Annotated in this window: 23 protein-coding genes and 1 tRNA gene; 10 read left to right on the top strand and 14 right to left on the bottom strand. The window is 71.8% G+C overall.

All coding sequences use genetic code 11. The features are described from left to right. Window positions 1–452 precede the first annotated feature (452 nt). A complete protein-coding gene (locus tag JNK30_RS06690; RefSeq protein WP_293481281.1) occupies window positions 453–863 on the top strand; it encodes a hypothetical protein in 411 nt (136 codons plus the stop codon). A gap of 7 nt (window positions 864–870) precedes the next feature. Here JNK30_RS06690 and JNK30_RS06685 read toward each other — a convergent pair whose 3' ends face one another. Both JNK30_RS06685 and JNK30_RS06680 read right to left on the bottom strand, forming a co-directional pair. Continuing rightward, window positions 871–1,683 carry a LytTR family DNA-binding domain-containing protein gene (locus JNK30_RS06685; protein WP_293481280.1) on the bottom strand — a complete coding sequence of 271 codons (813 nt, stop codon included), beginning with the start codon at window positions 1,681–1,683 and terminating at the stop codon, window positions 871–873. Next, on the bottom strand, window positions 1,680–2,729 hold the full coding sequence (locus JNK30_RS06680) for a sensor histidine kinase (protein WP_293481279.1): 1,050 nt from the start codon (window positions 2,727–2,729) through the stop codon (window positions 1,680–1,682). The genes JNK30_RS06685 and JNK30_RS06680 overlap by 4 nt, the downstream gene beginning before the upstream one ends. A 297-nt stretch (window positions 2,730–3,026) precedes the next feature. Here JNK30_RS06680 and JNK30_RS06675 point away from each other — a divergent pair, with 297 nt between their 5' ends. Continuing rightward, on the top strand, window positions 3,027–3,920 hold the full coding sequence (locus JNK30_RS06675) for a LysR substrate-binding domain-containing protein (protein ID WP_293481278.1): 894 nt from the start codon (window positions 3,027–3,029) through the stop codon (window positions 3,918–3,920). Between the two features lie 25 nt (window positions 3,921–3,945). Here JNK30_RS06675 and JNK30_RS06670 read toward each other — a convergent pair whose 3' ends face one another. Then, a complete protein-coding gene (locus tag JNK30_RS06670) occupies window positions 3,946–4,149 on the bottom strand; it encodes a hypothetical protein (RefSeq protein ID WP_293481277.1) in 204 nt (67 codons plus the stop codon). 87 nt (window positions 4,150–4,236) lie between these two features. Next, a complete protein-coding gene (locus tag JNK30_RS06665; RefSeq protein ID WP_293481276.1) occupies window positions 4,237–7,260 on the bottom strand; it encodes a TonB-dependent siderophore receptor in 3,024 nt (1,007 codons plus the stop codon). A 524-nt stretch (window positions 7,261–7,784) separates the two neighbouring features. Here JNK30_RS06665 and JNK30_RS06660 point away from each other — a divergent pair. After that, the gene (locus JNK30_RS06660; protein ID WP_293481275.1) at window positions 7,785–8,564 is read left to right on the top strand and encodes a response regulator transcription factor; all 780 of its coding nucleotides are present in this window, start codon (window positions 7,785–7,787) and stop codon (window positions 8,562–8,564) included. A 23-nt stretch (window positions 8,565–8,587) separates the two neighbouring features. On the opposite strand, the gene JNK30_RS06655 is transcribed toward JNK30_RS06660, so the two are convergent. The 5 genes from JNK30_RS06655 to hemC form a co-directional block, all read right to left on the bottom strand. Then, window positions 8,588–8,663: transfer RNA gene (locus JNK30_RS06655), tRNA-Thr, on the bottom strand. Between the two features lie 32 nt (window positions 8,664–8,695). Then, window positions 8,696–9,634, bottom strand: coding sequence for a glycosyltransferase (locus tag JNK30_RS06650; RefSeq protein ID WP_293481274.1), 939 nt, complete (start codon window positions 9,632–9,634; stop codon window positions 8,696–8,698). A gap of 99 nt (window positions 9,635–9,733) precedes the next feature. Further along, complete coding sequence (locus JNK30_RS06645) at window positions 9,734–9,940, bottom strand: hypothetical protein (protein WP_293481273.1); 207 nt, start codon at window positions 9,938–9,940, stop codon at window positions 9,734–9,736. A 9-nt stretch (window positions 9,941–9,949) separates the two neighbouring features. Further along, a complete protein-coding gene (locus JNK30_RS06640; protein ID WP_293481272.1) occupies window positions 9,950–10,651 on the bottom strand; it encodes a uroporphyrinogen-III synthase in 702 nt (233 codons plus the stop codon). 133 nt (window positions 10,652–10,784) lie between these two features. Further along, the gene (gene hemC, locus JNK30_RS06635; protein WP_293481271.1) at window positions 10,785–11,747 is read right to left on the bottom strand and encodes a hydroxymethylbilane synthase; all 963 of its coding nucleotides are present in this window, start codon (window positions 11,745–11,747) and stop codon (window positions 10,785–10,787) included. Window positions 11,748–11,817: 70 nt separating this feature from the next. Here hemC and tsaD point away from each other — a divergent pair, with 70 nt between their 5' ends. From tsaD to JNK30_RS06615, 4 genes are read left to right on the top strand one after another with little or no spacing between them, the layout of a single operon-like run. Then, on the top strand, window positions 11,818–12,921 hold the full coding sequence (gene tsaD / locus JNK30_RS06630; RefSeq protein ID WP_293481270.1) for a tRNA (adenosine(37)-N6)-threonylcarbamoyltransferase complex transferase subunit TsaD: 1,104 nt from the start codon (window positions 11,818–11,820) through the stop codon (window positions 12,919–12,921). After that, on the top strand, window positions 12,918–13,919 hold the full coding sequence (locus JNK30_RS06625) for an NAD(P)H-dependent glycerol-3-phosphate dehydrogenase (RefSeq protein WP_293481269.1): 1,002 nt from the start codon (window positions 12,918–12,920) through the stop codon (window positions 13,917–13,919). The genes tsaD and JNK30_RS06625 overlap by 4 nt, the downstream gene beginning before the upstream one ends. Beyond that, window positions 13,920–14,204: a YciI family protein gene (locus tag JNK30_RS06620; RefSeq protein ID WP_293481268.1), complete on the top strand. Its 285-nt coding sequence runs from the start codon at window positions 13,920–13,922 to the stop codon at window positions 14,202–14,204. Beyond that, window positions 14,191–14,556, top strand: coding sequence for a Rieske 2Fe-2S domain-containing protein (locus JNK30_RS06615; RefSeq protein WP_293481267.1), 366 nt, complete (start codon window positions 14,191–14,193; stop codon window positions 14,554–14,556). The genes JNK30_RS06620 and JNK30_RS06615 overlap by 14 nt, the downstream gene beginning before the upstream one ends. A 64-nt stretch (window positions 14,557–14,620) precedes the next feature. Here JNK30_RS06615 and phnD read toward each other — a convergent pair whose 3' ends face one another. Genes phnD through JNK30_RS06595 form a run of 4 tightly spaced genes read right to left on the bottom strand, consistent with a single transcriptional unit; the run spans window position 14,621 to window position 20,424 of the window. After that, entirely contained in the window at window positions 14,621–15,607 is a 987-nt protein-coding gene (phnD, locus tag JNK30_RS06610; protein WP_293481266.1) for a phosphate/phosphite/phosphonate ABC transporter substrate-binding protein, read from the bottom strand. Next, a complete protein-coding gene (locus tag JNK30_RS06605) occupies window positions 15,604–16,362 on the bottom strand; it encodes a hypothetical protein (RefSeq protein WP_293481265.1) in 759 nt (252 codons plus the stop codon). The genes phnD and JNK30_RS06605 overlap by 4 nt, the downstream gene beginning before the upstream one ends. Next, window positions 16,355–17,884 (bottom strand): alkaline phosphatase D family protein, encoded by a 1,530-nt coding sequence (locus JNK30_RS06600; protein WP_293481264.1) that lies wholly within the window; start codon window positions 17,882–17,884, stop codon window positions 16,355–16,357. The genes JNK30_RS06605 and JNK30_RS06600 overlap by 8 nt, the downstream gene beginning before the upstream one ends. Beyond that, entirely contained in the window at window positions 17,881–20,424 is a 2,544-nt protein-coding gene (locus tag JNK30_RS06595; RefSeq protein ID WP_293481263.1) for a TonB-dependent receptor, read from the bottom strand. The genes JNK30_RS06600 and JNK30_RS06595 overlap by 4 nt, the downstream gene beginning before the upstream one ends. A gap of 129 nt (window positions 20,425–20,553) precedes the next feature. Between JNK30_RS06595 and JNK30_RS06590 the strand changes: the two genes are divergently transcribed. Continuing rightward, window positions 20,554–22,236 (top strand): lysine--tRNA ligase, encoded by a 1,683-nt coding sequence (locus JNK30_RS06590; protein WP_293481262.1) that lies wholly within the window; start codon window positions 20,554–20,556, stop codon window positions 22,234–22,236. A gap of 10 nt (window positions 22,237–22,246) precedes the next feature. Here the strand turns inward: JNK30_RS06590 and JNK30_RS06585 are convergent, their stop codons facing one another. Continuing rightward, window positions 22,247–24,673, bottom strand: a complete 2,427-nt coding sequence (locus JNK30_RS06585; RefSeq protein ID WP_293481261.1) for a zinc-dependent metalloprotease — start codon at window positions 24,671–24,673, stop codon at window positions 22,247–22,249. Between the two features lie 253 nt (window positions 24,674–24,926). Between JNK30_RS06585 and JNK30_RS06580 the strand changes: the two genes are divergently transcribed. Further along, window positions 24,927–25,394 (top strand): MerR family DNA-binding transcriptional regulator, encoded by a 468-nt coding sequence (locus JNK30_RS06580; RefSeq protein ID WP_293481260.1) that lies wholly within the window; start codon window positions 24,927–24,929, stop codon window positions 25,392–25,394. Window positions 25,395–25,546: 152 nt separating this feature from the next. Further along, window positions 25,547–26,574 (top strand): acyl-CoA dehydrogenase family protein (locus JNK30_RS06575; RefSeq protein ID WP_293481259.1); only part of this gene is annotated, 1,028 nt, incomplete at its 3' end.

Here is a 26,574-nt window from a genome sequence, read left to right as displayed (position 1 = left end):
GGGGGAGCATGGTCGGGAAGGTCCTCCCCCGCTGGGGGAGGTCCGGCGGCGCGGAGCGACGGCGGGGAGGGGGTTCCCGCCCCCGCGTGTCCGCAGAAACCCACCCCCTCTCGCTTCGCGAGCTCCCCCAAGGGGGAGCATGGTCGGGAAGGTCCTCCCCCGCTGGGGGAGGTCCGGCGGCGCGGAGCGGCGGCGGGGAGGGGGTTTCCGCCCCGGACCGTCCCCTACCGCCCTCCCCCTCTCGCTTCGCGAGCTCCCCCAAGGGGGGAGCATGGTCGGGAAGGTCCTTCCGTCCGGCTTCCAGCGCTCGCCCCGCGACGGGAACAGCCCCCTGTGCGTTTCTGCGGCGAAACCGGGCGCTGGGGCGCTATTTGCCTTTGCGCGGCCATTTCGTCACACCCTCGCCTTGATCTTCACGCTATGCGCTCCGCCGCATGTCCCTGGAGCGCTCCGTGATCCGCATCCTCGCCGTCGCCGGCCTGTCCCTTTCCGTCCTCTCGGCCTGCAGCTCGGGGGGCGGCGACGCAGCCGCTTCGGACGACCCCAACGTGGCCCTGCGCCCACTGATCGCCCAGTGGAGCAAGGACATCGAGGCGACCCACTCGGCCTGCTCGGCCAAGGTCGAGGGCAAGGGCTGCCAGGACTTCCAGGTGACCTGCAAGGCGGAGCACGCCGTGGGCGCGGCCGACGCCCAGCGGGGCGTGACGGCGCAGGTGATCGCGGCCATGACCTTCGCGGGCCGCAACCCGGACGGCTCCACCGGCAAGTCCGGTTCGTCGTTCGCACTGTTCTCGAAAGCCGCCGACGGGTGGACGCGCGGCGAAGCGATGCCCGTCAACCTGCAGACCTGCGCGCCGGTGTAGGCCGGCTTCAGCCGCGCGCGCCGACGATCTTCTTCACCTGCGCCGCCTGGCGGCGGGCGACCGGCACCTCGGCGCCGGACTGCAGCACGACGGCCGACGGGCCGCCGGGGCGGCGCGCCAGGCGGACGATGCGGTCGCGCCGGACCAGGGCGCCGCGGTGGACGCGCAGGAAGTCGGCCGGGTCCAGCTCGGCCTGGAGCTTCCGGATGGCCTTGCGCACGAGGAAGCTGCGGCCCCGGCTGTGGATGCGCACGTAGTCGCGCTCGGCCTCGACCCAGTCGATCAGCGCCACGGGCAGCCGCAGCCGGTCGCCGCGGTCCGGCACCCAGATCTCCTCGGCGAAGCCGCTGGCGGGCGGCTCGGTCTCGGCGGCGCGCAGCGCCGCGACCACCTCCTCCAGCTCCACGATGCGGGACCGCGCGGCCCGGCTCTGAAGCGCCTTGCGGGCGCGTTCCAGCGCCGCGTGCAGACGGTCGAACTCCACCGGCTTCAGGAGGTAGTCCACGGCCGCGAGCTCGAACGCATCGGTGGCGAAGCGCGAGAAGGCGGTGACGAAGATGAAGGCCGGCGCCCGCTCGGGATCGATGGCCCGGGCGAGGTCGAGGCCCGACAGGCCCGGCATGCGGATGTCCAGCAGGACCACGTCGACGCCGCCGCCGGCGATGAGGCGCAGGGCCTCCTCGCCGGTGCTGGCCTGGCCCACCACCTCGGCGTCACGCGCCTTGTCGATGGCCATCTGCAGCCGTCGCAGGGCCGGGGGTTCGTCGTCGACGATCGCCACCCGCAGGGGCGTCGTCGCCTGCGCGATGTCCTGGATCATGCCCGCTCCAATGGAATTTCGACCGAAGCCAGGAAGCCCTGGGGGCGGCGCGGGCCGCAGGTGAGCTCGGCGGCCTTGCCGTAGATCAGCTCCAGCCGGCGGCGGACGTTCTCGAGCCCCAGGCCCAGCTTCGGCGGCGCATGCCCGGCGCCGTCCTTGCCGTCGTCCGAGACGGTCAGCCGCAGTCGCCCGTTCGAGGCCTCGGCCGAGATCTCGATGGTGACCGGCGCGTTCGAGCGCGCGACGCCGTACTTGACGGCGTTCTCCACGAGCGGCTGCAGGATCAGGCTGGGGGCCAGGGCGTCGCGCAGGTCGGCCGGGATGTTCTCCACGTAGTTCAGCCGGTCCTCGAACCGCGCCTGCTCGATCAAGAGGTACTGGCGCTGGGCTTCGATCTCGTCCGAGAGCGGCGCCTTGTCGGGCAGCTCCTTCTCCAGCGTGTGGCGCAGGAAGGAGGACAGCGAGAGCACCACCCGCTCGGCCCGCTCGTTCTCCTTGGCGAGGATCAGCGAGCTCAGCGCGTTGAGGGTGTTGAACAGGAAGTGCGGGTTGATCTGGTAGCGCAGCATCCGGTTCTGCGCGTCGATCGCCATGGCCTGCGACGCCAGAAGCCGCAGGTTCTTCTCCTTCAGCTCCTCCTCGTAGCGGATGGCGAAGTAGAGGGCGCACCAGCTGATGAACGTCCAGAAGAACATCGAGGCGGTGAACGAGAGCGAGATCGGCGAGAGGGGCTCGACCTTCCACAGCGGCGCGATCAGGTAGAAGACGACGTAGTTCAGGTAGGCGTAGGCGAAGCCCCCCAGGATCGACAGCACCACGGCGGCCACGAGCCGCCGCCAGATCGGCTGGTCGGCCAGGGCCGAGAGGATGCGGCCGATCAGGAGGCAGGCGGCAAAGCCGAAGATGGCCATGGCCAGGCGGCGCAGCGCCATCTCCCCCGCGTGCGGCATGGGGTCGGCCATCATGCGTGCGGTCACGATGACGTAGGTCAGCGTCCAGAGGACGAAGTTCGCGACCAGGTAGTTGTTGACGCGCGGCAGACGCATCGTGCCTCCCCCAGGCGGGCATTCTGACGCCTTCGGCGCCACAACCAAGGCCGCTGGTCGACGCAGCTGCGCCGTTCGCCGCAATTCCGGGCGCATTTCGGGGCGACCCGCGGCTTTCGCGCGCCCCGCGCCGCGACGGCGCCCCCGGCTGCGACCGCTTGTCGCGGCCGCCTGTCCGCCCGCTGCAAACCCCGACCTTTCGGCCGAGGCGCGACGCCCCTCGCCGCAATTCCCATGAAGCCGAAGCGGCCGCTGTCATGCTGGCCTCCGGAAGTCTCACGGAGAGGGAGATCGCGCGTGCCGGTGCGTCCGCCATCGCTCAGGGCCATAGCCGCTTTCGAGGCCGCCGCGCGGCACGAGAGCTTCACCAAGGCCGCGGACGAGCTCAACCTGACGCAGAGCGCCATCAGCCATGCGATCCGCTCGCTGGAGCTCCGGCTGGGGGTGGACCTCTTCGAGCGCTACGGCCGGACCGTCGCGCTGACCGAGCCGGGCCGTGCGTTCGTGAGCCGCCTTCGTCTGTCGCTGAACCTGATCTCGGAGGCCTTCGAGACGCCCGCGCGGCCGGGCCGGGCGCGCCTGGTGGTCGCCGCCAGCGCGGGGGTGGCCGAACGCCTGCTCGCGACACGCCTGCCCCAGTTCCTGGCCGGCAATCCCGATCGCGAAATCGAGCTCAGGACCGTGAACGGCGCCGCCGAGGTCACCGCGGGCGAGGCGGACGTCGCGGTCCTGTACGGCGCCGGCGCCTGCGCCGGGCTGACCCAGCGCCGCCTGGCGGGCGAGGTCCTCTTCCCGGTGGCCGCGCCGGGGCCCGACCTGCCGCGGCGCCCCGAGGAGCTGGTGCGGGCCGCGCTGATCCATCAGCCCGAGCACCCGTGGCGAGTCTGGCTGGAGCAGATCGGCCTCTCCGAGCTGCCGACGCCGGCGACCCTGATCGCCGACAGCCCGCTGGCCGCGCTGGAACTGGCGCGCAACGGCGCCGGCGTGTGCCTCGCCCGCGGGCTGCTCGTGCGCGACGACCTGCGGACCGGCCGCCTGGTCCGGCTCTTCGACGCCGAGGCGGCGCTGCGCGAGGACTACACCGCGGTCTGGAACCCGGCCTCGCCGCGCGCGGACCTGGTGCGGCCGTTCGTGGACTGGCTGGCGGGCGCCCTGGACCCCGGCCCGGCCCCGGTGCTGCACGCGGCCTGAGCGGGCGCCTTCCACGTAGCCTGCGCTAGCGGACGGCGGCCGGCTGCATGGGCGGCTCGTGCGGCGGCTCTGGTGGCCGCGCCGGCGCATGACGGTGGGCCAGCCGGCGGTATTCGGCGGCCGCCTCGCTGAAGACCTCCCGCCCCCGCCCCGGCTGGGCCGCGTCGGCGAGGCGCTGCACGCGCTCGGCTTCCGAACGGTAGTAGGCGGAGACGCTGGTCCGGGGCATGGGAGGCCGGAATTCCCGGTCCGGCCGCGGGTTCCCCACGCATGCGAAAAGGCCCCCGCGCGAGCGGGGGCCCTCCGTCGGGAGGTCCTAGAAGTCGGCCGTCAGGCCGATGAACAGGTAGCGGCCGAAGGAGTCGTAGAGCTGCGGCCAGGTGTTGCCGTTGCAGGGGCCGGCCGGGCAGCTGGACGCCCCGGTGAGCGGCGGGTCCTTGTCGAAGATGTTGTTCACGCCGGCCCGGAAGTTGAGGTTGTCCCGCATCGTCCAGGTGGCCGTCAGGTCGAAGTAGTCGCGGCTGCGCAGCACCCGGTCCGACTCGTACTGCAGCCCGGTGTTGTTGAGCTGCGGATCGTTCGAATAGGCGTCCAGCGTCACCTTGCTGAAGTGGCGCCACTGCAGCGAGAGCGAGAAGTCCTTGAACCACTCGCCGTACTCCAGCGGGGTGCGCCAGGTGAGGCGAGCCTTGTGCCGCCATTCGGGATTCGGCGAGGTCAGGCCGCCAGCCACCGAGCAGATCGAGCCGTAGAAGCCGGCGCAGTCGTAGAACGGCAGGCCGGGCAGCGTCTGGATCGCCAGCTCGTCGAGCCAGGTGCCCACGAAGCTGAAGGTCAGGCCGCCCATGTTCTCCATCCCGAAGTTGTCGAGATCGGTGCGGTAGCTGGCGTTGACGTCCACGCCCTTGGTGCGCAGGGCGCCCGTGTTGAGCGTGGTGTCGACGATGAAGCCCTGCGGCGACAGGAACAGCGAACCCTGCGCGTCACGATTGACCAGGCTGCAGAAGAACGGATCGAGGGTCTGCAGGCACTGGTTGATGGTCACGTCCTGGCCGATCTGGCCGATGTAGTCCTTCACCTTGATGTTGAAGTAGTCCACCGAGACGTTGAAGCCGGGCAGGAACCGCGGCTGGACCACGACGCCGAACGAATAGGTGTCGCTGGTTTCGGGATCCAGGTTCGGGTTGCCGCCGAGCTGGCCGTTGTACTGGTTGGCCGGGTTGTTCTCGATCGCCAGGACCTGGGCGGTCGTCAGGCCGAACGCCTGGGCGCAGGTGGCCACCAGCGGGTTGCCCGCCGCGAGCCCGGCGCAGGGATCCTGGGTGCCGTTCAGCACCACGTTCTGGGGGCTGAAGAGCTCCAGCACGTGCGGAGCGCGCACCGCGCGCTGGTAGCTGGCGCGGATCCGCAGGTCCTCCACCGGTTCCCAGTCGCCGGCGAGCTTGTAGGTCTCGGTCGTGCCGATCGTGGAGTAGTCGGAGTAGCGGAACGCCAGTTCCATCTGCAGCGAGCGCGCGAAAGGCATGTCGGAGACCAGCGGGATCCGGGCTTCGGCGAACGCCTCGTAGACATCGAAGCTGCCGTTGACCGGCGGGTTCGCCCCGCCGGCGCCGTTGAGCTGGCCGGACGAGGCCACGAAGTCGGCCGCGTAGTCGAGGGTCTCGCGACGGTACTCGGCCCCGAAAGACACGCCCACGCCCTGCTCGGCCCAGGGCGTCTTGACGCCGTAGTCCGTGAGGTCGCCCCCGAGCGAGAAGTTGACCACGCGCTCATGCAGGTTGCCGTTCTGGGTGGAGGGCGTCTGCAGGTAGTTGAGCGCCGCCGGCGTCACGCCGCCGACCTGGAAGATGTTGTAGGGCACGCAGGCCGTGTCGGTGCCGTTGATCACCGACGTGCAGGTCGGCACGCCGTTCACCGACACCACGTTCAGCGCGTTGGTGATGGCCTGCGTCCGGAAGAACGCCGTCTGCACCTGGCCGAACGAGACGCGGCCGTACTGCATGAACAGGTCGTAGTTCCAGTTGTCGTTCAGGTCGCCCTTCAGGCCGATCACGTAGCGGTACTGGGTGTGCTGGGTGGTGCCCTGCCGGCCGCCGCCTTCCACGTTCCGGCGCGCGACCGTGCCCGTGACCAGGCCGTTGGGGTTGGTGGCGCAGGTGCCGCCGCCCGAGGCCGCCGTGGCGTTGAGGCGGCCGCGCTGCTGGGCCGACAGGAACGGGTTCGAGCAGTTGAACGTGAAGTTGCCGGCGAAGATGCCGCCCGGCGCGATCTGATAGGTGGACTGGTCGTCCATGAACATCAGGTCGGCGTAGGCCGTGGCCCACGAGGCGACCTCGTACTCGGCGAACCCGCCCAGCACATAGCGGTCGTCGGGGCGCTGGAAGTAGTTGAGCGGGCCGAAGTTGTAGACGTCGTTGGCGTTCGAGGTCCGGAAGGTGTTCCCGGGCCCCGAGGTGTCGACGATGTTCCCGCCGTTCAGCGGGCCGAAGCGCGCCGGGAAGGCCGTGCCCGAACCGCCGCAGCCCCCGGCCGCGAAGTCGGGCGTGCCGGAGTTCAGCGTACAGGCGGAGAAGTCGCGGTTGGCCTGCAGGATCGGCTCGACGTGGCGGTAGCCGGCGTAGAGCGTGGCGTTGCCCTTGCCGTCCGGCGCATTGACGCCGATCACCAGGGTCACTTCCGTCGACTCGCCGTCGCGGACGTTGTCCTTCGGCAGCGCGTAGAACTGGGGCTGGGCCGAGGTGGCGGCCTTGGCGCGCACGACGTCGGCGATGTCGGAATGCTGGTTGTGCTGGTAGAGGCCGTACTGGGCGTCGAGGCGCACGCCCTCGAAGTTCTTCTGCATGATGAAGTTCACGACGCCGGCCACGGCGTCGGCGCCATACACGGCCGAGGCGCCGCCGGTGAGCACGTCGACCCGCTGCACGAGCGCCGCCGGGATGAAGTTCAGGTCGGCGGAGAGCGAACCGCCCAGGGTGTTGGGCGTGCCGGGCATCAGGCGCCGGCCGTCGATGAGGACCAGGGTCCGCGTCGCGCCGAGGCCGCGCAGGTTCACCGTCGCCGTGCCGGTCGACGAGTTGGAGATGGCCGCGCCCTGGGCGGCGAACGCCTGCGGCAGCGAGTTGATCATGTCCTCGACGCGCGTCACGCCCTGGGCCTTCAGGTCCTGGGCGTTGATGGCCGTGACCGGGCTGACGCTGGTCAGGTTGGGCGTCGGGATCCGCGTCCCGGTGACGACGACCTCCGACACCTCGTCGGCGTCGCCAGCCGCCTGCGCCTGGGCCTGACCGGCCCCGAGCGCCACCCCACAGATCATCGATGACGCCAGCAGGCGTGCGCGCATGCTCTTGATGTTCAAGGTCAAAATCCTCCAACGGCCGGCGGCGCAACGCGCGCGCCGGGCCGATCCCCACATGAAAGCCGGCCCCCTGGACACGGCCGGGGGCGCCCGACCGCGCGAACAGCGCCGCCTGGAGGAAAACTATTGTCGCGCTCAGCTTGGCTTTACTGAATTTGTCTTATGCGAGACATGAAGTCGGTTCATGTGTCGCCGCAAGCGCGTCACATCGCGCTCAGTCCTGAAGTCCGTTTTCGCGTTCTTATCCAGTCTCTTAGTTGCTCTCGCGCGAGGCCGGGCTCGGACGCCGCCAGGATTCGGCGCCCGCCAGCGCCGGCATACGTTGCCGGAAGAATGTTGCAAAAAGAGAACAGCGGTCGATGTAGGTTTCAGTCGTCACATGCATGTGACACATGAATGGCGTTCATGGAAAGTATGACGACAAGTCGTCACAGTCTCTATCCTTTGCAGTCTAAAGTCATCAGGCATCGGAACCCTCGGCGTCCGGTCGATTGCAGGAAGAGGCTGATATGACCGCCATCGCCTTCGAATTCGCCGCGGGCGCAGCGTTCCCGCGCTCCGCCGCGCCGGCGCATGCGCCCCGGGTCCTCTGGATCGATTCGGACGCGGCGGCCGTGGAGCCGGGCGCCGACATGCTGCGGCGGCACGGCTTCGAGGTCTCGCGCGCCGAGAGCGCCGCCGAAGCCCAGCCCATGCTCGACGCCGCCGGCGCCGACCTCGTGATCCTGGAGACCGCCCTGCCCGACGCCGACGGCCTGACGCTGTGCCGCCGGCTCTCCGAGGCGGAGACGGCGCCCGTGCTCGTGGTGGCGAAGGCCGCGGACACCCTGGACCGCGTCGCCGGCCTCGAGTTCGGCGCGGACGACGTGATGCCCAAGCCCACCCACCCGCTGGAGCTGCTGGCCCGCGTGCGCGCGCTGCTGCGGCGGGCGGCGCGGCAGACCCGCGGGAAGGCCGAAGGCGCGCCGCAGACGTGGCGGTTCGACGCCGAGCTGGGCTACGTGACCGCACCCTCCGGCCGCACCGTCCGGCTGAGCCCCGCCGACGCCGCCCTTCTCCGCGCGCTCGTGGCGCGGCCGGGCGAGGTGCTGCGCCGGGAAGCCCTGGTGACCCTGCTCCACGGCGAGGGCGGCACGGCGGGCGGGCGGTCGATCGACGCGCGCGTCGCGCGCCTGCGCCGCACGCTCGCGACGTGCGACGGCGCGGGCGAGATGATCAAGACGCTGCGTGGCGGCGGCTATCTCTTCCAGGCCCAGGTCATGGCCCCCAGCGGGCTCGCCGCCGCCTGACCGTCCGCAAGAGAGAAGAAGGATGGTGCCGCCAGGGTGACTCGAACACCCGACCTACGCATTACGAATGCGCCGCTCTACCGGCTGAGCTATGGCGGCTCCTGTCCGGGACGGGGCTTTTACCCGCAAGGTCACGATTTGCAAAGCGTCAGGCGCGCGCGCCAGTAGTCGTCCAGGGTGCGGACGAACGCCGCATGGGTCCAGCCTCCCGCGGCGGCGAGGGCCCCGGCCCGCATCGCCCCGGCCTCGGGACCATGCGCCTCGGCCAGCTCCACGGCCCGGACGAGAGCGTGGGCGGCCGCCTCGCAGTCATCCTCGCCGACCCACAGGCCGTTGTCCGCATTGGCGTACTCGCGGGCGCCCAAGCCCGTGAAGCCGGCGATCAGGCAACCGCTGGCCATGGCTTCGGCGATGGTCAGGCTCATGCCCTCGAGCCGCGCGAGGCTGAGGAACACCGAGGCCGACGCCAGGGCGGACGCCGTCTCGGCCTCGGTGCGGCCGTCGATCAGCGCCCAGCGGTAGTCGCAGCCGGGGCGCAGGCGGGCGTAGAGGTGGCGGATCACCCTCAGCTCGTTGCGGCGCTTGCGCGGCGTGCACGCGATGACGCGCGCCTTGGCCGCCGGGCGGAACAGACGCTCGTCGGCGAAGGCCGGAACGGTCGCCACCTCGTCGTGATCGACGTAGCGGCGGACCCAGGCCGAAACCCCGTCGCTGCAGGTCATGAAGGTGCGGTAGACGGCGGCGCGCTCCGGGGGAATGGCCGGCAGGCCCAGCACCGAGGAATAGGGGTTCTGCACGAAGACGACCTTGGTGTTCGGAAGGGCCGCTGCGGCGTTCAGCTCGGCCGCGGCGTCGTCGGGAAACACCAGGATGTCGTCGGGCCGGGGCGCGCCGGAGGTGCGCTCGACCGGCGCCTCGTGGCGGAACCACCTCGGCAGCGGTCCCGACGGCGGCGCGCGCACCACGGCGTCGAAGCCCAGGGACACCAGGGCCTCCACGTGGCGGAAGGCCATCTTGTTGCCCCCGCTCGGAAACTCGGGATTGGGGACGAGGTAGACGATCCGGGGCACGCGCAACGCCTCCGAGGAGCTCGGCGCGGCGGACGGGTCCGGCGCCCACTTGGGTTACGCGAAAGGGGCGCGAACGCGCCTCGGCGCTACCGATAGCCGTCAGGATCGCGGCAAGGCAACGCCGGCGTCACGCGGCGGCGCTTCGGGCGCCCAGATCCGCGGCCCCAGCCAGGCCACCCCGATCCCGGCCGCGACGCACACGACGCACAGCGTCACCATGATCCAGAACACGGGTCCCATCAGCGGCCGGAGCGGCGCATCGTCGGGATCGGGCTGTGCGGCCTCCGGGGGCTCGGGCGGGATCATGCTGCCGGCTCAGGGCCGCCGGTCGATCAGGTTGAGCAGAGCCGCCTCGAGCGGGAACGGGGGGAACGCCTTGGCGGCCATGGGCGTGCGCGCCAGCGGCTTCACCACCGCCTTGGACAGCCCCAGCGCCCGCAGGCGGGGCGCGGGATGCGCCTTCAGCACCTTGGCGAGCACCTGCGAGGCGCGCGGGCTGTGCAGCAGGACAGCGTCGCAGCGGGCCAGGTCCTCGGCCTCGGCCGCCTCCAGCGCCACCGGGGCGGTCTCGTAGAGGATCAGCCGGCGCGCCTCGACGCCGTGCTTCTCCAGGGAGCCGGCCAGGTCGCCCGCCGGCTCGGCCGCGCCCGGGTGCAGCACCGCCCCGCGCAGTTCGCCGCGGCGCACCGCAATGCCCTCGGCCAGGGCCTCCACGTCGCCGTCCGCGGAGAGCACCGACCGGAAGCCCGCGCTGCGCGCCGCCTGCGCCGTCGCGGCGCCCACGGCGAAGACCTTGAGGCTGCGCTCGCCGCTGGCGTCGGCGAAGGCGCGGACGCCATTGGCGCTGGTGAAGGCGAGCGCCGCGACGCCGCGCAGGTCCACCTCGACGTCCGGCAGGACCTTCACCGCCAGCAGCGGGGCCACGACGGCGTCGTGACCCAGCGCGCGCACGCGCTCGGCCGTGACGTCGGCGCCGGGCTGGGCGCGGGTGATCCAGATCCTCTGCCTTCGGGCCATGTGGCGGGGTCTCTTGTCCGGCGGCGCCGGGGGCGGGATCGACGATGCGGCCACCCGCTCCGGTCTTCAATCCCCGGATCGCCACACGGGCCAAGATCGCCGCCGAGCGTGGCCGTTGGGCGACGGCGCCGGGTCAGAGGACGATGGCGTCGCCCCCGTCGGCCTTCACCGCCGCGCCGAGCGAGGCGCCGAGGTCGCGGGCGGACGCCATCGGATCGGACAGCTGCGAGAGTTCGGACGCGCCGACGTGGCGGAACCGCGCCGTGCCGCCGGGGGACAGGGCCTCGACGACGAGGTTGAGCGTGCCGCCGCTCAGCCACGCATGGGCGCCGACCGGCGTCTTGCACGAGCCCTCCAGCGCGGTCAGGGCGCCCCGCTCGGCGGCGACGCAGAGCGTGGTGGTCTCGCACACCAGCCCCGCGACCCAGGGCTTGTCGCGGTCGGCTTCGCGGGTCTCGACGGCGAGGGCCCCCTGGCCCGGCGCCGGCGGCGACTCCACGGGATCGATAAGGCTCTTCACCTCGCCGTCCAGGCCCAGCCGGCGAAGGCCCGCGTAGGCCAGCAGGATGGCGTCCGCCTCGCCCGCGGCGAGCTTGGCCAGCCGGGTGTCCACGTTGCCCCGCAGCATCTGGACGTCGAGGTCGGGCCTGCGGTGCAGGCACTGGGCCTGGCGGCGCAGGCTGGCGGTGCCCAGACGCGCACCCTGCGGCAGGTCTTCCAGGCGTTCCGGACCGCGGCTCAGGAAGGCGTCGCGCGGGTCCTCGCGCTCGGGCACGGCCGCGATGCACAGGCCCTCGGGGAGCAGCGCCGGCATGTCCTTCATCGAGTGGATCGCGCAGTCGATCCGGCCCTCGAGCATCGCCTCCTCGATCTCCTTGGTGAAGAGCCCCTTCCCGCCGATCTCGAGCAGGCGGCGATCCTGCACCCGGTCGCCGGTGGTGGTGATGACGATGAGGGGGGCGACGGCCTCCACCTCGGCGGGGTTGGCGGGATCGGCCCCGAGCAGCGCGGCGATGCGGCGCTGCATGTGGCCGGCCTGGGCGAGGCTGAGCTTCGACCCGCGGGCCCCGATACGGACGACAGGTTGCGTGGCCACGGGCGGCAGTCTACCTCGGAACGAAATCTGACGTGGGCTGCTACAGGAGCCGCCCGCCCCCGGCAACCGGATGACCACGCTTCCACCCGCCACCCAGACCGTCCTCGGCCTCGAAACGAGCTGCGACGAAACCGCCGCGGCCGTGGTGCGCCGCCATGCGGACGGCCGCGTCGAAGTGCTGAGCTCGGTGGTCGGCAGCCAGATCGCCGCGCACGCGCCGTTCGGCGGCGTGGTGCCCGAGATCGCCGCGCGCGCGCATGTGGAGTCGATCCAGGCCATCGCCGAGGCGGCGCTGCGCGAGGCGGACCTCGGCTACGGCGACCTCACCGGCGTCGCGGCGACGGCGGGACCCGGCCTGGTGGGCGGCGTCATGGTGGGTCTCTCGTTCGGCAAGGCCGTGGCGCTGGCCCGAGGGCTGCCCCTCGTCGCGGTGAACCACCTGGAGGGCCACGCCGTCTCGGCCCGGCTCGCGGCTGACCTGCCCTACCCGTTCCTGCTCCTGCTGGTCTCGGGCGGGCACTGCCAGCTTCTCAGCGTGGAGGGCATCGGCGCGTGCCGCCGGCTGGGGTCCACGATCGACGACGCCGCCGGGGAAGCGTTCGACAAGATCGCCAAGGCCCTGGGCCTGCCCTACCCCGGCGGTCCGGCGCTGGAGCGGCTGGCCGAGGGCGGCGACCCCGCGGCCTACGAGCTGCCGCGGATGCTGCTCGGCCGCAAGGACTGCGACTTCTCGTTCTCGGGGCTGAAGACCGCGGCCGCGCGGCTGGCCGAAGGGGCCACGACGCCGGCGCAGCGCCGCGACCTCGCCGCGGCCGTGCAGGCGGCGATCGCCGGCCAGCTCGCCGAACGGTCGGACCGCGCCATGAAGCTCTACGCCGCGGAGCACGCCGGCTCGGGCCTGCGCTTCGTGGTGGCGGGCGGCGTGGCCGCCAACGGGACCGTCCGGGCGCGGCTGCAGGCCGCCGCCGCCGCGAACGGCTTCGCGTTCGCCGCGCCGCCGCTGGCCTACTGCACCGACAACGCCGCCATGATCGCCCTGGCCGGGGCCGAGCGGTTGGCGGCCGGACTGTCCGACCCGCTGGACGCCGTGGCGCGGCCGCGCTGGCCGCTCGACGAGGTCGCGGCGGCGGCGGCGCCGACCCACAAGGCCGGCCGCAAGGGGGCCAAGGCATGACCGGCGCGCTCGACCGCGTGGGGGTGATCGGCGGAGGCGCCTGGGGCACGGCCCTGGCGCAGGTGTGCGGCCGGGCGGGTCGCGGGGTGACGCTCTGGGCGCGCGAGCCCGAGGTGGTCGAAGCCGTGAACCTGCGGCACGAGAACGGGGTCTTCCTGCCCGGCGTCCCGCTCGACCCGATGATCCGGGCGACGGGCGAGATGTCCGCGCTGGCGGACAGCGATTTCATCCTGGCCGTGGCGCCGGCCCAGCACACCCGCGCCGCGCTGTCGGCCTTCGCGCCCCACGCGCGGCCGGGCCTGCCGATCGTGCTCTGCTCCAAGGGCGTCGAGCAGGGCTCGCTGAAGCTGATGACCGAGGTGCTGGCCGAGACGGTCCCGCAGGCCGCGGCCGCGGTGCTGTCGGGGCCCAGCTTCGCCGGCGAGGTGGCGCGCGGCCTGCCGACCGCGGTGACCCTGGCCTGCGCGGACGAAGCCCTGGGCTGGGCGCTGGCCGAGGCGATCGCCACGCCGACCTTCCGGCCCTACCTCGCCGGCGACCTCGCCGGAGCCGAGGCCGGGGGCGCGGTGAAGAACGTGCTCGCCATCGCCTGCGGCATCTCGGAGGGCCGCGGCCTTGGCCGATCGGCCCACGCGTCCCTCATCACCCGCGGCTTCTCGGAACTCACGCGGCTGGCGATCGCCCTGGGCGGCCACGCGGAGACCGTCGCGGGCCTCTGCGGGCTGGGCGACCTGGTGCTGACGTGCTCCAGCCCGCAGTCGCGGAACATGAGCGTCGGGCTGGCCCTCGGCGGCGGCCAGACGCTGGAGCAGGCGCTGGCCGGAAAGCTCTCGGTGGCGGAAGGCGTGGCGTCGGCGCCCGCGGTGCGCGACCTGGCGCGCCGCCTGGGGGTCGAGACGCCGATCTGCGAGGCCGTGGCCGCGATCCTGGCGGGCGAGGTCGGCGTGGACGACGCGATCCGCGGCCTGCTCGCCCGCCCCCTGCGCGAGGAGACCTGAATGCCGCTGTTTCTGCTCACCTGTATCGACAAGCCCGATTCGCTGAACGTCCGGATGGGCGCGCGCGAGGCGCACCTCGCGTACGTCCGCCAACGGCTGGACCAGGTGAAGGTCGGCGGGCCGCTCCTCGACGACGCCGGCGACATGGCCGGGTCGATGCTGATCCTGGACCTGCCGGACCTGGCCGCCGCCGAGGCGTTCACGCGCGACGACCCCTACGCCCTGGCTGGACTGTTCGAGCGGGTGGAGATCCGCCCGTTCCGCGTCACCGTTGGCCAGCTCTGAGCCTGCCAATCCCGCCCGTCCGCCGGCTGGCGTGCGGTTGTGCGCCCTCGACGAGATCGGCGACCCGGGCGGCAAGTCCTTCCGCTTCCGAGAGGGCGATCGGCTGTTCGCCGGCTTCGTGCTCCGCCAGGGCGACGGGGCTGCGGGCTTCGTGGATTCGTGTCCGCACGCGGGCTGGCCGCTCGCGCCCCTCGACGACCGCTACCTGACGCGCGACCAGCGCCACATCCTGTGCGCCGGCCATGGCGCGCTGTTCACCCTGGACGGGCTCTGCGTGTCCGGCCCCTGCCATGGCCAGCGCATCGCGCCCTGGCCGGTCGCGGTGCGCAACGGCGAGGTCTGGACCGTCTAGAGGCTAAAGCGAGAGCTTGGGCGCTTTCGATCCCACTTGTGGGGACGCGCTCTGAAGCCGGCCGTCAGGGCTTCGCGGCGCGCTCCCTCGCGATTTCGGCCAGCGCCGCCTCGGCCCGGCCGACGGCGGCGGCGTCGTTGCGGTTGCGCGCCTCGATGAGCTGGCCCGTGGCTTCCATCTCCCGCACCGGCAGCAGGTGGCTCGCGTCGGCAGGCTTGAAGGGAAGCGTCTGGATCTTCGCCAGCACCGCCCGCTGGCGCGACGCTTCGGGCGTCTCGCCGACGCCATAGCCGAAGATGAAGTCGTCGATCTGCTTCCGGAGCGCCGGATCCAGGTCCCTGCGCCGGACGATCGGATCCTCGGGGATCCTGGGCGAGCGCCAGACGATCTCCACCGACGAAAGCGTGCGACGCGCGATGTCCGTGTCCAGGAGCTGAAGCCGCTCCATCGAGGCGGTGTTGTTGGTGGCGGCGTCGAGCAGGCCCCCCGACACGGAGAAGAGGTTGGTTTCGTGGTTGGCCGAGCGGACGGTCTTGAAGCACGCGGCCGGGTCGATCTTCCGCGGCGCGAAGAGGTAGGTCATCGGCGCCAGCGTGCCCGACGTGGACTTGGGATCGCCCATGCCGAACGAAAGGCTTCGGTCGCACTTCAGGATGTCGTCGAGGGTCCGTCCCGACCCCTTCTTCACGATGATCACCGCCTCGTAGCCGTCGACCCCGTTCGGGTTGACCGACCGGGCGAAGACCTCGCCGCCGGCCCGGCGCACGGCCTCGAGGCCCGACTGGTTGGTGAACCAGCCGAGGTCGGTCTGCTTGAACCGCATGGCCTCGACCAGCGCGGTGTAGTTGGAGCCGTAGTACGCCTTCACCGGCCGGCCGAGGGCCTTGGACATGTCGGCCAGGAAGGGCGCCCAGTCGGCTTCGGCGCTGGCCTGGCTCTCGGCCGAGAGGATCGAGAAGACGATCTCCTGGCGCTCGGCCTCCTTGGGCGCGGCGCAGCCTGCGAGCGCGGCGCAGGCGGCGGCCAGGCCCAGGATCGTTCTGCGGTTCATTTCGTCTCCAGCGGCGGCAGCCGAAAGCCCACCACCTCGCGGGCGGCCCGATTCACGCCGAACATGACGCCGCTTTGGCTGGGGTCAAAGACGATCGCCTGGCCGGGGACCGGAATTCCCACCGTCGCCACCAGCTTCAGGACGCCGCCGCCCGGAGGCGCCTCCATCACATAGAGCTCCGGACGGTCGTGGCCGGTCACATAGAGCCGCCCGTCGGGCCCCAGGGCGCCGCCCGAATTGCTGTAGGGCGCAAAGCGGCCGAGGACCTCGGGCGGAAACGTCCAGCGCGCCGCCTCGCGCCAGCCGTCGTCGAAGCGGACGACGGTGGTGGCGCGGTGATCGCGGCCCGGCTCTCCTCCGCGCCCGTCGTAGTTGGCGAACCCCGCCCACCATCCGCCGCCGTGGCGGTCGACCCAGGTGAGCGACCCCGGCGCGCCCGGCAGCGGGATCGTGCGCAGGTGGCGCAGCGTGGCCGGGTCGAAGACCTCGACCTGCGAGGTCATCGGGACCTTGGGATAGTTCGAGGCCGCGCAGACCAGTTCGGCGCCGATGACGGCGCAGGAATTCATGTGCGGGAACTTCGCCGGGTCGCCGCGGAATTCGCCCAGGCGCGCGCCGGTCTTCCGGTCGTACCGCGCGATGACCGAGTTATCGACGGCGTAGATCGACCGGGCGTCCACCGCCACGCCCTGGTCGGCCTCGGGCGCGGGGAGGCGGGTGAGGGCCACGGCGGCGGCCAGCAGGACTTCAAGCACGGGACAGTCCGGGCCGGCCCGCCTCGACGACGAAGGCGGCCAGGTCGCGCACGGGCGAGGACGGCACGAACGCATTGTCCACCGCCCGGAAGGTGACCCGGCAATCCCGGGCGGTGAGCTCCACCCGGCCGTAGCCGCGGCGCTGGCCCTCGGCGAACTTGAGGTGCGGATTGCGCGCCACGCTGGCGGCGAGGCTATCGTTCGCCGCGCCCAGCGAGCTGATCGAGCCGCCGACGAACTCGCTGGCGAGCGGCGCATCGCCCGGCCGCAGGGCGAGGTCGCCGGCGAAGAAGCAGTGGATGTCGCCGCCAAGCGCCACGGGGTTCGGCGTCTTCGCGTCGCGCCAAGTCTCCAGCACGCGCCGCCGGGTCTGGGCGTAGCCGTCCCAGCCGTCGTTCGAGACGCGGCCGTCGTCCAGCTTGAGCTCGCCCATCAAGTACTGCTGGGCCAGCACGTTCCAGCGCGCGGGGCTGTCCTTGGCGCGGCCCTCCAGCCAGCGCTCCTGCGTCCGCCCCAGCAGCGAGCGCGAGGCGGCCGTCCGGTCGGGACAGTCGTAGGGGATGCGCTTCTCGTCCGAGACCGCCTCGCAGGTGCGACGATCCCGGTACTGGCGGGTGTCGAGGAAGTTCAGCCGGGCCAGGCTTCCCCAGTCCAGCGACCGGTAGAGCTGCAGGTCCGGGCCCACCGGGACCTGCTTCCGGCGGAGCGGCATGTTCTCGTAGTAGGCTTGGTAGGCGGCGGCGCGGCGGCGAAGAAACGCCTTCGGGTCGGGGTTGCTGCGGTCCTGGTCGCGGCCGTAGTCGTTGACCACCTCGTGGTCGTCCCAGATCACCATCCAGGGCGCCGCGGCATGGGCGGCCTGCAGGTCGCCGTCGGCCCGGTACCAGGCGTGCCGCAGGCGGTAGCCGTCGAGGTCGACCGGCTCCTGCGGCGGGTGCGCCCGCAGCGCGCCCGCCTTGGCGGCCTGCTCGTAGATGTAGTCGCCGAGGAAGAGCACCAGGTCGGGCGTCTCGGCGGCGATGCCGGCGTGCGCGGACCAGAAGCCGGCCTCGAACTTCTGGCACGAGCCATAGGCGAGCCGGAGCCGCTCGACCGGCGCCCCGGCCGCCGGGGCCGTGCGGGTGCGGCCCAAGGGGCTCTGGTGGCCCGCGGCGGTGAAGCGGTACCAGTACTCCCGGTCCGGCCGCAGCCCGCCCACCTCCACATGCACGGCGTGGCCGGCCTCCCAGGCGGCGATGGCCTGGCCCCTGCGCGCGACGCGCGTCAGGCCGGCGTCCTCGGCCACCAGCCACTCGACGATGACCGGCGCCCGGCCCATCCCGAAGCCGGGCTCGCGCGGCCGCGGCGCGATGCGCGTCCAGAGGACCACGCCGTCGGCCGTCGGATCGCCCGAGGCCACGCCGAGCCCGAACGGATACTCGGCCATCCGCGTCTGCGCGACCGCCGAGGTCCACGCGCCCGGCATGAGCGCCGCCCCCGCGAGCCACGCGGCCTGGCGCAAGAGATGGCGCCGGTCGGTCACCACCGGGCCTGCACGCCCACGTAGTAGGTCCGCTTGTAGCGCTCGTAGTTGGTCAGCCAGTCTTCGCGGCCGCCCTGGTACTCGCGCAGCTTCTCGTCGGTCAGGTTCTGCAGGTCCACGTACACCTCGACGCGATCGCTCAGAGCATAGCTTACCTTCGCGTTCAGGCGGCGATAGTCGTCATCGAAGGTGTCGGCGTCGAGATTGCCGCCGATCGACTGCGGCGCCTTGCCGGTGTGGTGGTAGGAGAGCGCCGCCTCGATCGGGCCCTTCTGGTAGAAGAGCTGGGCGCCCCACAGGAGGTCGGACTGGCCGATGAAGGGCAACTCGCCGCGGCCCGGGACGGTCAGGTCCGAGTCGGTCAGGGTGACGTTCGCCGCCACCCCGAACCCGCCCCACAGGCCGGGCAGGAAGGTGAACTGCTGCTGGTACTGCACTTCGAGACCGCGGATCTCGCCCCGCTCGGCGTTCTGGGGCTGGGTGTAGAAGAGGCGGCTGAAGGTGCGGCCGTCGAGCTGCACGCCGGTCCGCGTCTCGCGGAAGCTGAAGATCGGATCGTCGATGCGCTTCAGGAAGGCGCCCGCGGAAAGCAGCCCGCCCGGCGCGAAGTACCATTCGACGGAGAGGTCGAAGTTCTCGGACCGGAACGGGTCCAGGTCGACGTTGCCTTCCGAGAGCTCGCCGTCGAGCGTTCCGTCCGGGTTGGTCACCACGGTGAGCAGGCCGCCCGGCCGAAGCTGCGGGTACTGCGGTCGGCCCAGCGTGTGCGTGTAGGCGGCGCGGACGATGACGTCCTCCGCGGGCGTCCAGCGCAGGTGCACGTTCGGCAGGAAGTCGCTGTACTCGCCGCTGCGCCGGACGGCAGTGACCACGCCGCCGCTGAGGCGGAAGCCGCGGATGTCGGTCTCGGTGGACTCGACCCGCCATCCGGCCAGGACGGTCACCGCGCCGAGGTCGATGTTCGCCATCGCGTAGCCCGCCGCCACGCGCTCGGTCAGGCTGTAGTCGCTGAGCGTGTCGTTGGACAGGCTGGTGGCGTTGTTGCGGACGATCCTGGGGCCGTTCAGGTTCTGCGCGGTGAACGCCTTGATCGCATCCTCGTCGATCACGAAGCGGTTCGCGTAGGCGGCCTCGCCCAGCGAGACCGCCATGTCGGGCCCCCGCAGGCCGAAGTCGGCCAGGGTGAACCGGTTGGCGGCGGCCGCGGCGCGCTCGAACAGGTCGGTGCGGCCGTCGAACTTCTTGTCGGTCTCGCGCAGCTTGAACCCGACCTTCAGGAAGCTCTCGTTCCCCATGTCGAGGTCGCGGCGCAGGTCGAAGCGGGCGGCCTTGTTCGTCTCCTCGCCGCTCTCGTCCTGCGCGGTGTACTGGCGGAAGCCCAGGTCGCTGGCGGCCAGGTTGCGCGGCGTGGCGGTGTAGAGCAGCGGGCCCATGTCGAAGTCGACCGTGGCGGCGCCGCCCCGGAACAGCCAGAGCTGGTTGGGCTCGATCAGCTCGTTGTAGCCCCAGGAGACGTCGTACTCGACCCGCCAGGGCCCGCGGACATGCCAGGCGCCCAGCTGGAAGGTGGAGAGCGACTTCTCCTTGTATTCCGTGCGCAGGTCCTGCCGCGCCTCGACGTTGCGCGCGACGCCGGTCGTCCCGTCCGGGTTGAGGGTGACGTTGGCGAGGTTCGACGCGAAATCCAGCCGGAACCGCTGGCGGTACTCGTTCTCGGTGAAGCGCGAATACAGGCCGCGGAAGAACACGCGGTCGTCGTCGCTCGGCCGCCACTCCACGGCGCCGCTGACCCCGATCCGCTCGCGCTCGAGCGTGTAGTTCGTGAACTTGAGGTTGATGGGCAGGCCGCCGCGGGCGACGCCGGGCACGGTGCGCCAGTCGTCCGGGAAGAGGCCGTCCGAACGGTAGTCGCGGTACGAGTAGCTGACGCCCAGCAGCGCACCCCAGTCGCCGCGGACCATGCCGAGGGTCACGTCGCCCTGGACGGGGGTCTTCTCGTTGAACTCCTGGTAGCCGACCTGGGCCGAGACCTGGGCCGTGAGGTTCTTGCCGGAGTCGAAGGGGGATCGGGTGACGAGGTTGATGGTCCCGCCGATGCCCTGGGCGTCGCGGTCCGGCGTCACCGCCTTCAGCACCTCGAGGCGCCCGAGCAACTGCCCGCTGACGATGTCCAGCGGCAGGGCGCGGCTGTCGCCGTCCGGGTTGCCCACCTCGACGCCGTTCAGCGTCACGTTGTTGAGCGTCGAGGGCGTGCCGCGGATCGAGACATAGCGGCCCTCGCCCTGGTCGTAGGCGACGCCGACGCCGGGCAACCGCTCTAGGTTCTCGGCCACGTTCTTGTCGGCCAGCCGCCCGATGTCGTCGGCCGCGATCGCGTCGACGACGCCGAGCGCCTCCCGCTTGGTCTCGATGGCCAGCTGCTGCGAGGCGCGCTGGCCGGTCACCACCAGCTCCTCGACCGCCTCCTGGGCGAGAGCCGGCGAAGCGGCGAGCGCAGCGCCCAGCGCCGCTCCGCTCACGGTGCAAATCCAGCGCGTCATGGACATCCCCTTCTGACTGAGGCAGCCGCTTAGGCGGCCCGCGTGTCAGTCGCGCTGCGGTTCGACGATGGTCCCGTGACGATTCATAGCGCTTGAGCGTCCGGCCCATGGGCTGTAGGCCGCGCAGCCATGCTGCAAGGACTTTCCCACCAGGCCCGCGAGGCCCGGAGCTGGCCGTTCGAGCAGGCGCGCCTGCTCCTGGACCGCGTCACCCGCCTGCGCCTGTCGGACGCCGAGCGCGACCTGGCCGCCACGATGTTCGGCGAGGGCAAGTACCTGGAGGCCGTCGCCGCCCTGCCCGCGCTGGCGAAGCCGGTGGTGTTCCAGTGCGGCTACGGCGCCTCGGGCCTCCCCCACCTGGGGACGTTCGGCGAGGCGACCCGGCCGACCATCGTGCGCAACGCCTTCCGGGCGCTGACCGAGGACGCCATCCCCACGACCCTGATCGTCTTCTCCGACGACATGGACGGGTTCCGGAAGATCCCCGACAACGTGCCCAACCGGGAGATGCTGGAGGAGGATCGCGACAAGCCGGTGACGTCGGTGCGCGACCCGTTCGGCGAGTACGAGAGCTTCGGGGCGCACAACAACGCCCGCCTGCGCGCCTTCCTGGACGGCTTCGGCTTCGACTACACCTTCATGAGCTCGACCGAGACCTACAGGTCCGGCCGGTTCGACGACGTCCTGCTCCGCATCCTGGCGCGGTTCGACAAGATCCAGTCGATCATGCTGCCGACCCTGGGCGAGGAGCGGCGGGCGACCTATTCGCCGTTCCTGCCGATCAGCCCGAAGTCCGGCCGCGTGCTGCAGGTCCCGACCCTGGAGCGGCATGTCGAGCGGGGCACGATCGTCTTCCGGGACGAGGACGGCGAGCTCACCGAAGTCCCCGTCACCGGCGGCCACGTGAAGCTGCAGTGGCGGCCCGACTGGGCGGCGCGCTGGACGGCGCTGGAAGTGGACTTCGAGGCGTCGGGCAAGGACCTGGTGGACTCCGTGCGGGTCTCGAACCGGGTGTGCCAGGCGCTGGGCGGGACGCCGCCCGAGGCGTTCCACTACGAGCTCTTCATGGACGAGAACAACACGAAGATCTCGAAGTCCAAGGGCAACGGCCTGACCATGGAGGAGTGGCTGCGCTACGGCACGCCCGAGAGCCTGACCTACTACATGTACCAGTCGCCGAAGTCGGCGAAGCGGCTGTTCTTCGACGTGATCCCGAAGGCGACCGACGAGTACCTGCAGCAGCTCGACGCGCTGAACCGCAAGAAGGCCGAGGGCGACAACGCGGCGCAGCTCGACAACCCCGCCTGGCACGTCCACGGCGGCCACCCGCCCGGCAAGGGCTCGCCGGTGAGCTTCTCGCTGCTGCTGAACCTGGTCTCGGCGGCCGACGCCTCGACCAAGGACCTGCTGTGGGCCTTCATCGGCCGGTACCTGCCGGGCGCGACGCCGGCCAGCGAGCCGCTGCTCGACAAGCTCGCGGGCTACGCGATCAACTACTACGAGGACTTCGTGAAGCCGGCGAAGCGGTTCCGCGCGCCGACCGCGCAGGAGCACGCGGCCATGCGGGCGCTCGTGGAAAAGCTGCGCGCGCTGCCGGCGGGGGCGGACGCCGAAGCGATCCAGAACGAGGTGTTCGAGGTGGGCAAGGCCGCCGGCTTCGAACCGCTGCGCCTTTGGTTCGCCGCGCTCTACGAGGTGCTGCTGGGGCAGAGCCAGGGGCCGCGCTTCGGCAGCTTCGTCGCCATGTTCGGCGTCGACCGGACCATCGAGCTGATCGAGCGGGCCCTGGCCGGAGAGCTCGTCGCGGGCTGAGCCGCGCCGTTCAGTCCTCGTCCGAGCCGATCGGCATGCCGGGCGGCGCCTCCGGCCGCCGTTTGGGCTGGGCCAGGACACGCGCCAGCTCGTCCCTGTCGGTGAGCAGGGCCGCCAGCGTCAGGCGGTGCGCGCGCTCCGAGGCGTCGGCGCCCTGGGCGGCCTTCAGGCGCGCCGCGAGGTCCGAGAGGCGCTGGCCGATCTCGGCCTTGGCCGCCGGGGCCACATCGGGGCGGCGCGCGGCCGCGGCAAGCTCGAGGGCCGTCCGGGTCTGGACCCGGCGCGCGATCTCGGCGTACCGCCCGGAGGCGGGCGCGAAGGCCTGCGTCAGCAGCCGGTCCACGACCTCGCCCACGCCCGGCTGGGCCGGATCGCGGCGGCGCTGGTCCACGAGGCGGGTGAGACGCTCGGGCGCCAGGAGGTTGTCCAAGACCAGGCCGGCCGCCACGTCGGCCGCAGAAAGGCTGTCGAACACGGGGCCGCCCGCGCCGTCGAAGACCTCGATCTGGTACTGGCGGTCGGTGTCGCCGGACTGGCCCGACGACAGCAGGGGGATCAGCGCCTCGGGCGTGTCCAGCGCCTCCGGGGCCATGGCGGCGAGCAGGCCGGCGAGCGCCGCGCGCTGCCGGTCGGCCGGAACGACCGCGGCCGTCGCCGAGGCGTCGCCCTTCACCGCGTAGCTGAAGTCCACGCCGCCCAGCACCTTGGCCGCCGCCTCGAGCTGGTAGCGGTGCAGCAGGTAGATCGGCGCGTACTTGCGCTTGAGCGCCTGCGCCGCCTCGCCCGGGCGCAGCGCCTGTGGGCCGAAGCCGGCGATCGCCGCGCGCCGCACGGTCATCACCCGCGCCAGTTCGGCCACCGGATCGGCGCCGTCGTCCCAGATGGCGCCGTGGGGCTGGCCCGAGCCGATCGGCCGGGCGTCGTTGTCGGCGGTGTAGCGCAGGGTGGCGGCGGCCTTGCGAGCCTTGGCCTCGGGATCGCCGTCGCCATAGAGCCAGTCGACGATGAACCGGTCCCACGCGCCGACCCCGACGCCATAGGCGTCCGACAGGTCGATCCTGCCGTCCGTCAGCTTCACCCGCGGCGCGGGGTAGTCCATCACCGAGGCGCGGTCCTGCGACGAGGCGGCGAAGTTGTGCGCGAAGCCGAGCGAATGGCCGACTTCGTGGGCCGAAAGCTGGCGCAGGCGGGCGAGCGACACCTGGATCGGATCGTTCGGTCCGCCCTTGCCGCTCTCGTCCGCGCCGACCAGGCCCTCGAAGATCAGCATGTCCTGCCGGACGCGGAGCGACCCCAGCAGCACCGAGCCCTTGACGATCTCGCCGGTGCGCGGGTCGGTCACCGCCTGGCCGTAGGACCAACCGCGGGTCGCGCGGTTCACCCAGTTGATGACGTTGTAGCGGACGTCCAGCGGGTCCGCGCCCTCGGGCAGGACCTCGACGCGGTAGGCGTCCTTGAAGCCCGCCGCCTCGAACGCGGCCGCCCACCACCGGGCGCCCTCCACCAGGGCGGTGCGGACGGGCTCGGGCGCCGCGCGGTCGACGTAGAAGACGATCGGCTTCCTGACCGGCGAGACCGCGGCCGCCGGGTCGGTCTTCTCCAGCCGGAAGCGGCGCGCATAGCGCTGGACGATGTCGCGGTCGAGCGGGGCGGCGTAGTCCATCACGAGGCCGTCGAAGGCCCCGGACCGCGGGTCGAAGGGGCGCGGCGTGTAGCCCAGCTCGGGAAGCTTCACCAGGCTGTGCCGCACGGCCAGCGTCACCAGCCGCGGGTCCGGCGCGATGTTGCGGACCTCGGGCCCGGGCGTCTCGGAGGCGAAGGTCTGGAGCGCCTCGAACTCCACGTTCTCGGGAAAGACCCGGACCGCGGCGGGATCGGCCATCGACAGTTCCGCCACCGGCTTGAAGCCGGCTTCCCCGCCCTGCTTCAGGGCGTCGGCGATGCCGATCACGTCGCGGGTGAGAAAGCCGGACAGGTCGACCAGCAGCCGGCCGTCGGCCAGGGTCTGCTCGATCTTCCCCTGCCAGACGACCGAGGTGGCGAAGGCCTCGCGCGCGGCGGCCTGTTCGGCTTCGGGCGCCCCGGCGGCCCGGAAGCGGGGGTTCTCGAACTCGGCCAGCACCCGCGGCCCCACGCGGCGGAAGGCCAGGACCTGGGTGTCGCCCAGGCGCGCGCGGTCGAGCCCGACGGGCGCGGACCCCAGGCCGGTCCTCAGCGCCGTCACATAGAGGTAGCGGCCCGCGACCCCGTCGGCGCCGGGCGCGGGCAGGGCCGCCAGGATCCGGCCCCTGGCCGCATCGACATAGATCGGGACCAGGCCCTCCTGCCGGGTCAGGCCCGCCAGGGCGTCCGGCGGAGGCGCAGGACGGGCCGCCAGCGCGGGCGTGGACCAGGTGAGAACCGCGGCCGCCGTGGCCGCCAACCAGAAACGCTTCAACTCGGATCCCCCGGCCGTTCGAGGGCGAGCCTAGCGGCCGGGCGCCCGCGTCGCCAGAGCGTCATCCATCCTGCGCAGCTTCGCCACGTTCCCGTCCGACTTGCGAGGCACAATCGCCCTCCACGGCATCCCCAGGCCCGCGATCAGGGGCATGAGTTGCTCGTTTCGGGTCGTTGACGCGGCGAGTCTCCCTTGACGTAAACGGAAAGCCGCGTAGGGTTTGTTATCAACGATAATACGAGGGAGGCCACCAATGCCCATGGACCTGCGTCGTCCGCTGCGGACCTACACGATCCGCCAGCTCTGCCTCGAGTTCAAATGCACCCCGCGCGCCCTGCGCTTCTACGAGGACAAGGGCCTGCTGAACCCGGCGCGCGACGGGATGAACCGCGTCTATTCCTACCGCGACCGCGCCCGGCTGCAGCTGATCCTGCGCGGCAAGCGCGTCGGCCTCTCGCTCTCCGAGATCGGCGAGATCCTGGACCTCTACGAAGCCGACGACACGGGCGCCCAGCAGGCCGCCAAGAGCCTGCGGAAGTTCAAGGAGCGGATCGTCGCGCTCGAGCAGCAGAAGACCGACATCGACGATGCGATCGCCCAGCTGCAGGCCGGGATCACCGAGATGGAGCGCCGCCTTTCGGCCACGCGCCCCGATCTGCTGCCCCGCGCCGAGGCCTACGACCAGACCATGCGCCGCCAGCTCGACGGCGTGGAGGCGTAAGCCCGCTTCCCAGGCTCGTCCCGGCGATCGCCGGGAGCCCGATGGCGAACCGCGAGCGCGGGTTCTATAACGCTCGCGGCGCATCCCGGCCGGACCCGGCCTGAGACCTGGGTCCCGGCCGTCGTCGGGATGAGCGGAGGGAAGTTCTGAGCATGACCTACCAGGCCCCCGTGCGGGACTATGTCTTCCTGCTGCGCGACGTGCTGCAGCTGGAGCGCTACGCCAACCTGCCGGCCTTCGCCGACGCCTCGATCGACACGGTCGAGGCCATCCTGGACGAGGCGGGGAAGTTCACCTCCGAGGTGCTCGCGCCGCTGAACGGCGTAGGGGACAAGGAGGGCTGCGCCTGGAGCCCGGACTTCAGCGTCACGACCCCCGCCGGCTTCAAGGACGCCTACCGCCAGTTCGTCGAGGCGGGCTGGCCCGCGCTGGGCTCGGACCCCGCCTACGGAGGCCAGGGCCTGCCGCACGTGGTCAACATGGCCGTTTCCGAGATGACGTCGGGCGCGAACATGGCCTTCGCCATGTACCCGGGCCTGACCCACGGGGCCTATTCGGCGATCCACGTGGGCGGCTCGCAGGCGCAGAAGGACCTCTACCTGCCCAAGCTGGCCTCGTTCGAGTGGGCCGGCACCATGAACCTCACCGAGCCCCACTGCGGCACCGACCTCGGCCTGCTGCGCACGAAGGCCGTGCCGCAGGCCGACGGGACCTACCGCATCTCGGGCCAGAAGATCTGGATTTCGGGCGGCGAGCAGGACCTGACCGAGAACATCGTCCATCTGGTCCTGGCGCGGATCGAAGGCGCGCCGGCCGGCGTCCGGGGCATCAGCCTCTTCATCGTGCCGAAGTTCATCCCGGACGCCGAGGGCAGGCCGGGCGTGCGCAACTCGGTGAAGTGCCTGGGCCTGGAAGAGAAGATGGGCATCCACGGCAACGCCACCTGCGTGATCAGCCACGAGGAGGCCACCGGCTGGCTGATCGGCGAGGAGAACCAGGGCCTGCGCCTGATGTTCGTGATGATGAACGAGGCGCGGCTGGGCGTGGGGCTGCAGGGCGTGGCCCAGGCCGAGGCCGCCTACCAGGCGGCGGCGGCGTTCGCCAAGGAACGCCTGCAGGGGCGCTCGCTCACGGGACCCAAGAACGCCGACGGCCCGGCCGATCCGATCATCGTCCACCC

It is taken from the genome of Phenylobacterium sp. (assembly GCF_016793225.1).
In the GTDB taxonomy this organism is placed as follows: domain Bacteria; phylum Pseudomonadota; class Alphaproteobacteria; order Caulobacterales; family Caulobacteraceae; genus Phenylobacterium.
This window is presented reverse-complemented; position numbering and strand designations above follow the sequence as displayed.